This window comes from Mycobacterium sp., from assembly GCF_035653355.1.
Lineage (GTDB): Bacteria > Actinomycetota > Actinomycetes > Mycobacteriales > Mycobacteriaceae > Mycobacterium.
In genome coordinates this window covers 1-9,357 of the sequence record NZ_DASRBZ010000056.1, presented here as the reverse complement: position 1 = coordinate 9,357, position 9,357 = coordinate 1, and the positions used below count along the sequence as shown (strand labels likewise).

The 9,357-nt window shown below is 65.5% G+C and carries 10 protein-coding genes; 4 read left to right on the top strand and 6 right to left on the bottom strand.

Annotated features, from left to right (window positions below; all coding sequences use genetic code 11):
- From VFA16_RS01875 to VFA16_RS01860, 4 genes are all read left to right on the top strand, one after another.
- A partial coding sequence (locus VFA16_RS01875; protein WP_324966188.1) for an FAD-dependent monooxygenase occupies positions 1 to 1,141 on the top strand: 1,141 nt, incomplete at its 5' end.
- Positions 1,142 to 1,256: 115 nt separating this feature from the next.
- Positions 1,257 to 1,973, top strand: coding sequence for a helix-turn-helix domain-containing protein (locus VFA16_RS01870; RefSeq protein WP_324966187.1), 717 nt, complete (start codon positions 1,257 to 1,259; stop codon positions 1,971 to 1,973).
- Positions 1,966 to 2,745, top strand: coding sequence for a class I SAM-dependent methyltransferase (locus VFA16_RS01865; RefSeq protein ID WP_324966186.1), 780 nt, complete (start codon positions 1,966 to 1,968; stop codon positions 2,743 to 2,745). The genes VFA16_RS01870 and VFA16_RS01865 overlap by 8 nt, the downstream gene beginning before the upstream one ends.
- 147 nt (positions 2,746 to 2,892) lie before the next feature.
- The gene (locus VFA16_RS01860) at positions 2,893 to 3,060 is read left to right on the top strand and encodes a hypothetical protein (RefSeq protein WP_324966185.1); all 168 of its coding nucleotides are present in this window, start codon (positions 2,893 to 2,895) and stop codon (positions 3,058 to 3,060) included.
- A gap of 95 nt (positions 3,061 to 3,155) precedes the next feature.
- On the opposite strand, the gene VFA16_RS01855 is transcribed toward VFA16_RS01860, so the two are convergent.
- The 6 genes from VFA16_RS01855 to VFA16_RS01830 all read right to left on the bottom strand — a co-directional run.
- A complete protein-coding gene (locus VFA16_RS01855) occupies positions 3,156 to 4,574 on the bottom strand; it encodes an acyl-CoA carboxylase subunit beta (RefSeq protein WP_324966184.1) in 1,419 nt (472 codons plus the stop codon).
- A 44-nt stretch (positions 4,575 to 4,618) separates the two neighbouring features.
- Positions 4,619 to 5,878, bottom strand: a complete 1,260-nt coding sequence (gene kasB, locus VFA16_RS01850) for a 3-oxoacyl-ACP synthase KasB (RefSeq protein WP_324966183.1) — start codon at positions 5,876 to 5,878, stop codon at positions 4,619 to 4,621.
- Between the two features lie 83 nt (positions 5,879 to 5,961).
- On the bottom strand, positions 5,962 to 7,212 hold the full coding sequence (kasA, locus tag VFA16_RS01845) for a 3-oxoacyl-ACP synthase KasA (RefSeq protein ID WP_324966182.1): 1,251 nt from the start codon (positions 7,210 to 7,212) through the stop codon (positions 5,962 to 5,964).
- Positions 7,209 to 7,562, bottom strand: a complete 354-nt coding sequence (gene acpM / locus VFA16_RS01840; protein WP_324966181.1) for a meromycolate extension acyl carrier protein AcpM — start codon at positions 7,560 to 7,562, stop codon at positions 7,209 to 7,211. The genes kasA and acpM overlap by 4 nt, the downstream gene beginning before the upstream one ends.
- A 168-nt stretch (positions 7,563 to 7,730) precedes the next feature.
- Positions 7,731 to 8,639, bottom strand: a complete 909-nt coding sequence (locus tag VFA16_RS01835) for an ACP S-malonyltransferase (RefSeq protein WP_324966180.1) — start codon at positions 8,637 to 8,639, stop codon at positions 7,731 to 7,733.
- Positions 8,640 to 8,767: 128 nt separating this feature from the next.
- On the bottom strand, positions 8,768 to 9,357 hold a 590-nt coding region (locus VFA16_RS01830), incomplete at its 5' end, for a PucR family transcriptional regulator (RefSeq protein WP_324966179.1).

Below are 9,357 nucleotides of genomic sequence, written 5' to 3'. Positions count from 1 at the left end.
CGAGTCAGAGACGGTGCGCGCGGACTATCTGGTCGCGGCCGACGGTGTGCACAGCCATGTCCGCGAATCATTGGGTGTCACGACGTCGGGGTATGGTGCCGTGCCCATCTTTGTCGTCTTCATCTACTTTCGCGCGCCATGGCGGCAGTTCGTCCCGCACCTTGGCGACGGCGATGCCGTGCAGGTCAAAAACTCTGACGTAGAGGGGATATTCGTCACAGCCGAGGGTGACCTCGGCGTGTTCATGACCACCTACTTCCCCGACAAAGGGGAAACGGCAGAACAGTTCACCCGGCAACGTTGCGCCGAGATCCTGACGAAGGCGATCGGCGAACAGATCGACATGGAGATCGTCGACGTCGCCGCATGGCAACCGTACGAGCGGGTGGCCGACCAATTCCAGTGCGGGCGAATCTTTTTCGTCGGTGACGCCGGGCACACTATGCCGCCATTCAAGGCCGGGGGAGCCAACGCTGCGATTCAAAGCGCACACAACTTGGCGTGGAAGCTCGCCGCTGTCTTGAACGGCACCGCCGGGTCGGCGTTGCTGACGACCTACGACGCCGAACGGCGACCAGTCGGGCGGTTCTCGGCCCGCCAGTCGCTGACCGGACCGGCTCTGGAGTTTCTGAAGTTGGACGACGACAGTAGGCCGCACTTGCCTCCAGAGGAGGAGGCGCCGATGTTCCACCTGCTGGTCGGCTACCAATACCGGTCCGCCGCAGTGGTTTCCGACGAGCCGGTCGCGGCGAATCCGGATGATGTGCTGGTGGTGGACGAGCTGCGCGGACAACCCGGTACCCGAGCGCCTCATGCCTGGGTGTATCGCGATGGCAAGCAGGTTTCCACCCTGGACCTGCTCGCATCCGGGTTCACTCTGTTCATCGGAGATGACGGTGCCCGGTGGGTCGACGCCGCAGCCTCCGCGTCGAGAGCAACAGGCGTCCCAATCAGCGTGCGGCGCGTTGGAACTGAGGTCGACGTAGACGGCACCTGGGCAGCCGTCACCGGACTTGCAGCTGACGGAGCATTGTTAGTGCGCCCCGATGATTTCGTCGGCTGGCGGGCTGACGGGCTGCCCGCCGACCCGCAGAACGAACTCCGCGAGGTGGTGTGCCAGATCCTCGGTCGGACGCACTGAGCCAGTCGACTGGCCCGCGGTGGTAGGCAACCTCGCCGCCCCGCCACCATTGCTTGATGACTGTTGACCAATATTGTATTTTGGTCATTGGGTCTCGGACACCGGAGGGTCGGTGATGGTGGAGCGTTCTCGTGTCGATCGCGTACAGCGGGCCGACCGGATCCTTGATACCGCCCGTGACCTGCTGCTGCGCTGGGGCTATCGGCGAGTGACCATCGATGAGCTGGCTCGCCGCGCCGGCGTCGGCAAGGGAACCATCTACCTGCACTGGCGGTCTCGTGAGGAGCTCTTTAACGCGGTCAGCGCTCGTGAGGCGGCGGGGATGACGGACGCGGTCGTCGATGCGCTGCGAAACGACCCCGCCGAAGTGGCGCTGCACCGCTACCTGCGGCGGCTGTTCGTCGAAGCGATGCGCCGTCCCGTGCTTCGTGCGCTCTATACCCGCGACGCCGATACGCTCGACACGTTCCTCGCCTCGGCGAACCACCGGCGGCTGGAGGAAACCAAGCTCGGCGTCAACCGAGATTATCTGGGTGTGCTTGCCGCCGAGGGCATGCTGCGTGCGGAACTGCGCCCCTCTGATCTCGACTACACCTTGCCGAACATCGTGTTCGGGTTCTTCGCCGCCGAACCGTTTTTGCCGCCGAGCATCCGGTTGAGCCTGGACCAGAAGGCCGATCAGCTCGCCGACACCGTGCACCGCGCCTTTGAGCCGGCCGACGCACCGGACAAGCGGCGAGTGAAACGCGCTGCGAACAAAGCGATCCCGATATTCGACCGGCTTGCCCGCGACTACCGGGCCACGGCATACGGAGGCGATCACGATGACTGAGCTGGCTGCTGACCTCGCGCGCCCGCGGGGGCGATACGGAGTCGACGGCGATTACCGGCTAATTCCCGCACCGGTCGTGTTCACGGTCTATGCGCTATTGTGCCTTACCGCAGCGGTTTTGGCCGTCAGGTGGCTCTTGGACGGGCGCGTAGTCGCTGGAGTGACGGCCGCTGTGGTTGCCGTCGTCCTGGTGTCCGCCGGCTTCAGCATTCTACGGTTCAGCCGGCGTGGAAAATTTGAGGTATGGGCCCACCTGCTGACAGAACTGCACCTGCGCGGCGACGAACGCGTACTCGACCTCGGCTGCGGACGCGGCGCGGTGCTATTGGCGGCGGCGAAGTTTTTGCCGCGGGGACGTGCTGTGGGAGTAGACATTTGGCGGCCGGACCAGACCGGCAACTGCATGCAGGCCACACTGGACAACGCCGACGCCGAAGGCGTGGCCGACCGCATCGAGCTGCACACCCGCGACATGACCGACCTCCAGTTCCCGAACGCGTCCTTCGATGTGGTCGTCAGCAGCCTGGCGATCCACAACCTGTCTGGCAACGAAGCACGCCGGTCCGCGATCGATGAGGCTATCCGGGTGCTGCGGCCCGGCGGTCGCCTCGTCATCGCCGACATCGGCTTCACGCGGCTGTACGCCAACCGATTACGGCAGCGCGGCATGGAAAACGTCAAGCGTCAAGATCTCGGGTGGCGTGCTTGGTGGGGTCTGCCGCTCATCCGCACCCACGCCGTCACGGCGACGAAGCCGGGCGCTCAGTGGTGACCACAAAAGAACGGGGGAGTCGACGGGTCACCGACTGCGCAACAACGTCGGCCACTACCTGCGAAAGAATGTCTTCGTCACCAGCAGCGGGGCGTTCGACGTGCCGTATTCGACTGTGCCCGAGCGATGCTGGGCCTGGACAATCTCATGTTCTCAGTGGACTACCCGCTGCAGGACAACTTCGCCGCGATGGAATTCCTTAAGCACTGCGAGGTTTCCCCTGACGACAAAGAGCGTTTCGCTCACCGCACCGCGGAAAGCCTTCTTAGGCTTGGTAGGTCCATCTTCGCTAACGGCGGCTACACCACGCGATAGGGCGACGCAATCCGCGATTGTAACGCTGCGGCAGACTTTCTCGCGATTTCTCGCCGTGGCGTTACGCTCGCGACTCGCGGCAAAGAGGCAAAACCTTACAGCGGGATGTTCTTGTGCCGACCGCGGCGCGCCGGCGCCTCGGCCAGCGCCTCGGTCAGCTTGCTGCGGGTGTGCGCGGGGTCGATCTTCTCGTCAACCACACCGATATCGATCGCGCTGTCGACCCCGCCGGCGATGCGCTCGTGCTCGGCCGCCAATTGGTCGTGCAATGCCTCACGTTCGTGCTCCGGTGCGGCGGCCAGCTTCTTGCGGTGCAGAATCCCGACGGCCGCCTTGGCGCCCATCACCGCGACCTCCGCGTCAGGCCACGCGAACACTTTCGTTGCGCCCAGTGAGCGGGAGTTCATCGCAATGTAGGCCCCGCCGTAGATCTTTCGCGTCACCAACGTAACCCGCGGCACCGTGCACTCGCCGAACGCGTGCAGCAGTTTGGCGCCGCGGCGCACCACGCCGCCCCACTCCTGGTCCACACCGGGCAGATAGCCCGGCACGTCGACCACGCAGATCAGCGGAATCCCGAACGCATCACATAGCCGAACGAAACGCGCTGCCTTCTCGGCACTTTCAGAGTTCAGGCAGCCGCCTAACCGCAGCGGGTTGTTGGCCAACACCCCGACCGTGCGTCCGGACAACCGGCCCAAGCCGATCACCATCGACGGCGCCCACTTGGCCTGGAACTCCTCAAACGTGCCGTCGTCGAGCAGGCTGTGCACGATCGGGTGCACGTCATAGGCGCGCCGGGACGATTCCGGCAACAACGCGTGCAGATCGATGTCACCTGCTTCAGCCTTGCTACGGTCGAAATGCCCTTGCTGACAGAACAATCCGACCAGGCGGCGACCACGCGCGTACGCGTCGAGCTCATCGTCGGCGACGACGTGGCACACCCCGGACTTCTTGTGGTGGGTTTCCGGGCCGCCCAGCGACGCCATGTCGACGTCTTCACCGGTGACGCTGCGCACCACGTCGGGCCCGGTGACGAAGATTCGGCTTTCCGGAGCCATCACGATGACGTCCGTCAGCGCCGGCCCGTACGCGGCGCCGCCGGCGGCGAAACCAACGACCACCGAGATCTGCGGGATGTAACCCGACGCGCGAATCATGGCCTCGAACACCAACCCGACCGCGTGCAGAGCGCGCACGCCTTCGGCGAGCCGGGCACCACCGGAGTGCCAGATGCCCACGATCGGGCTCTGCTCCTCGATTGCGGTGTCGTAGGCGTTGACGATGTGCGCGCAGCCCTCGACTCCCATGGCCCCGCCCATCACCGTGCCGTCGGTGCAGAACGCGATAGTGCGGACGCCGTTGACGGTGCCTGCCGCGGCCAGCACGCCCGAGCGGTCCCGCTCATGCAGCAGTTCCACACTGTCGTCGTCGAAGAAGGTCGACAGCCGCAGCAACGGATCGCGTGGATCAAGCGATTCGCCGACCGCCTCGGGGGCCATGGTCGTCATGAACAGGTCTCCTCTTCGATTGGTGCTCGGCTCAATAGCGACGCTCAGTAGCGACCGAAGGCGAGTGCGACGTTGTGCCCGCCGAATCCAAATGAGTTGTTGATCGCGTACTTGTAGTCACCGGGCCGCGGCTTGCCCGCCACGACGTCCAAGTCGATCTCTGGGTCGAGATTGACCAGGTTCAGTGTCGGCGGAATGATCTGGTCCCGCAACGCGAGCACGGTCAGGATCGACTCCACCGCGCCGACAGCACCGACCGAGTGGCCCAGTGCCGACTTAGGCGCGTACACCGCCGCGTTTCCGCCGTGCGGGCCAAGAGCGTTGTTGATGGCCTTGCCCTCGGCCAGGTCGCCGACCGAGGTCCCGGTGGCGTGCGCGTTGACGTGGTCGATGTCGCCCGGGGTGAGACCGGCAAGCTGAATCGCCCGGGTCATCGCATATCCAGCACGTTCACCGTTGGGGTCCGGCGCCACCATGTGGAAGCCGTCGGAGGTGATGCTGGCGCCCATCAGCCGGGCCAAAATGTTTGCGCCCCGGGCTTTGGCGTGCTCTTCGGTCTCGATGATCATCAGCGCGCCGGCTTCACCGAACACGAACCCGTCGCGGTCTTTGTCGAACGGCCGACAGGCGCCCGGCGGGTCGTCGTTGTTCGTCGACATCACGATGCGCATCTGCGCGAAGCCGGCGATCGGCACCGCCTCGATCTTGGTCTCCACACCGCCGCAGACCGCGATGTCGGCTTCACCGAGCACGATCTGCTGCCAGGCCCGCGCGATGCCTTCCGAACCGGACGCGCACGCCGACACGGGCGTCATCACCCCGGCCTTGGCCTTGCGTTCCAGACCGACTGCGGCGGCCGCGCCGTTGGGCATGTACATCTGCACGGCCAGCGGGGACACCGCTTTCATGCCGCGCACGCGCATGTCGTCGTAGCCGAAGACCAACTCCTCGGTGGATCCCATCCCGGTGCCGATGGATACCGCCAACCGGGTGGTGTCAACCTCCGGGGCGCCGGTGTTGTCCCAGACCCGCCGGCCCAGCACGGTGGCCATCTTCTGCAGGTAGCCCATCCGGCGGTTCTCGATCCGCGACAGCTGGCTGTCGAACTCCTCGACGAGGTGCCCGCCGATGCGTACCGGCAGGTCGAACTCTTCCACGAACGGGTCGTCGAGTTTGCGGATACCACTTTGGCCGTCCAGCAGCATCTTCCACGTGGTTTCCGCGTCAGATGCCAGGGCAGTTGTCATGGCAATGCCGGTGACAACCACATTGGGGAACGCTTTCCCCGTAACCAGCTCTGTCATGAGAGTCGGATGAGTTCCTTTCCTGCTGTCCGGCTTCTCCTCGGACCGTTCGCGGCCCGCGTCGGCGCCGGACGTCGTAACTTTCAGTAACGCCCGAAGGCAAGCGCGACGTTGTGCCCGCCGAATCCGAACGAGTTGTTGATCGCGTACTGGTAATTGCCGTAGCGGGGTTCGCCCGCGACGACGTCGAGATCGATTTCGGGATCAGGTGTTTCGTAGTTCAGCGTGGGCGGGATGACACCGTCTCGCAGGGTGAGCACCGTGAGCACCGACTCCAGCGCACCCACGGCGCCGATGGAATGACCCAGCGCGCCCTTCGGCGCATACACCGCTGCATGTTCGCAGCCGGCGACCCGAATGGCGTTGGCTTCAGCCGTGTCACCGATCGGGGTAGCGGTCGCGTGTGCGTTGATGTGGTCAATGTCCTTGGGGGACAATCCCGCCAGCTCGAGCGCGCGGATCATCGCCTTGCCCGCACGGATCCCGTCGGGTGCAGGCGCCACCATGTGGAAAGCATCAGAGGTGATACCGGCACCCATCAGCCGGGCTAAAATTGTTGCGCCCCGGGCTTTCGCGTGCTCTTCGGTCTCGATCACCATGAGCGCGCCAGCTTCGCCGAACACGAAGCCGTCCCGGTCCTTGTCGAACGGACGCGAGGCGCCCTCCGGGTCCTCGTTGCGCGTCGACATGGCCCGCATCATGGAGAACGCCGCGATGGGCAGCGCCTCGATGCCGCCCTCGACGCCGCCGCAGACCGCAATGTCCGCGTCGCCCAGGATGATTTGCCGCCACGCGTGCGCGATGGCTTCCGAACCCGACGAGCACGCCGACACCGGGGTCATCACCCCGGCCCGGGCTCCCAGCTGCAAACCGACGGTCGCCGCGGAGCCATTGGGCATGATCATCTGAACCGCGAGCGGGGACACCTTGCGGGGCCCGCCCTCGTTCATCAGGTCATAGCTTTCGACGATCCGCTCCGCGCCGCCCAGCCCGGTGCCGATAACGACCGAGAACCGGTCCGGGTCGACCTCGGGGCTGCCGGTGCTTTCCCACAGGTGACCGGCCAGCAGCTTGGCCATCCGCTGGACATACGACATACGCCGCAGGTCCAGCCGGCCCATGTGCGCGTCGACCGGATCCTTGAGGTGACCGCCGATCTTGACCGGCAGATCCCACTTGTAGACGAACTCGTCTTCGAGGACGTGGATGCCGCTCTCGCCAGCTAACAAACCCTTCCATGTGCTCTCGATGTCCGCCGCGATGGACGTCGTCGCCGTAACGGCGGTTACCACAACGCTGGGGAAACCGCCGTTAGCAGTGGAAGGCTTGGTCACTTCTCCGTGTGCGCTTCCGCAATCCGGGCCCGAACAGCCTCGACCTTGTCGGGGTTCTCCGCCTCGATCTTGGCGCGGATCGCCTCGGCCGCCTCGGGGTTCTCTTCCTCGAGCTTCTGGATGTACTCGACGACATCACCGACGGTGCGCAGCCCGGCGAGGTCCTCGTCGGGGATCTTCACGCCGTACTTGTCTTCGGTCTGCACGGCGATCTCGACCATCGACAGCGAGTCGATGTCCAGGTCGTCGACGAACGACTTCTCCGGGGTGACCTCGGACGGCTCGATACCGGTGACCTCTTCGATGATCTCGGCAAGGCCGGCGATGATTTCTTCCTGAGTGACGGGCACAGTGGCTTCCCTTCGTAATGTGTTGTGTTACTGGTGAAAACGTGCGGTAGGTGCGTTGCGTGCGGTATGGGGTGCGTGGCGTATCAAATGGTTAGCGAAGTCGTGCTATTCGGTTGTTGCCTCGGGTCGGCGGCAAGGCCTTCGCCTCGTGCCAAAGCTTGGTAAGCGTTACAACTGCGCCAACCCGTCGAGGTCTGCTGGGGATTTGGCCGGGTGCGTCGGAACGCCCCGAAGTTCCCGTTTGGCGATCCCGGCCAGAGTGCCCGCGGGCGGAAACTCCACGATCGCCGTGACATTGCGCTGACGCAGGGTCTCGGTGCACAGATCCCAACGCACCGGGCGGGTCAGCTGAGCGACCAGCTTCTCGATCGCCGCCTGCGCCGACGATACCGGCTGCCCGTCATAGTTCGACAGGAGCGTCGCCGTAGGCTCGGCGGCCGCGACGTTGGCCGCGGCTGCCGCGTAGCCCTCCAGGGCCGACGCCATGAACTCGGTGTGGAAGGCCCCGGCCACGCCCAGCGGACGTACCCGCGCCTTGGCCGGCGGGTCTTCGGCCAGCTTGTCCAGCGCGGTCAAGGGGCCGGCCGCGACGATCTGGCCAGCGCCGTTGCGGTTGGCCGGCACCAGCTCGAGCTCGTCAAGCCGGCGCAGCACCTCGGCCTCGTCACCACCGAGGACCGCAGACATCCCCGTCGGCTCGAGCGCGCAGGCCTTGGCCATCTCGGCGCCGCGGGTGGCAGCCAGCGAAACGGCGTCGTCAGCGGAGATGACGCCGGCGATCGCGTACGCCGCGATCTCGCCGACGGAGTGGCCGGCAACGATCAGTTCGGCGCCATTGAACAAACCGCGTTTGGTGAGCTCTTGGTGCGCGAGCAGCGTGGCGGCAACGACCAGTGGCTGGGTGACCGCGGTGTCGGTGATCTCCTCGGCCGATGCGGTGGTGCCCAGGCGCTCCAGGTCCAGGCCACTCGCCGCCGACCATGCCGCGATCTGCTCTGCGGCGCCGGGCAGTTCCAGCCAGGGCGTCAGCATTCCGGGTGTCTGCGAGCCCTGTCCGGGCGCGAGCAACGCAATCACGTGTCTAAGAGAACACTGTGAAGACGGTTTTGCGGGGTGTAACAGATTATGAACCTTGTCTTAGGTTTTTGTGGAGCCCCTACAAAACACCCTCGGATGCGATTCGTTTGATATCGTGCCGCGATCTCTTACTGTCCCTGGCGGGCGCCCACGGCTGTGACGTCGGTCGCCGCCTGCGGCGTCGCGGCCGGCTTTCCGATGCTGGAGTGATGCATCTGGTAGGCCAGGTGGCCGACCGTCGAGGCCACCCGCAGGACGTACGCGTCGCGCGGATCTGTGGGATCGCGGCCGGTGAACTCGGCGATGCGCTTGAGTCGGTAGCGCACCGTGTTTGGATGAACGAACAACTTTCGGGCGCACGCCTCGATCGCGCCGCCGCAGTCCAGGTATGCGTCGAGTGTTTCGGTGAGCGTCGGCCCGGCGTCGGCCAGCGGCCGCATCACGTCGGTGTGCAAAGCCGCGACCGCTGACGCATCGCCCATCAGGGCGCGCTCTGGCAGCAGCTCTCGCGCCAGCACGGGCCGCGGCGCCCCGCTCCACCCGGCGACGGCGTTCATGCCGGAGATCGCTTCGCTGGCGCTGTGGTAGGCGGCGGTCAGCGAGGGCGCCGTGGGGCCGATCACCACCGGCCCGTCAGAAAACGCGTCGAGCAGGTCACCCAAGAACTTCTCGGTGGGGGACAGCTGGCCGGATACGATGGCCACCAACCAGGTGCCGT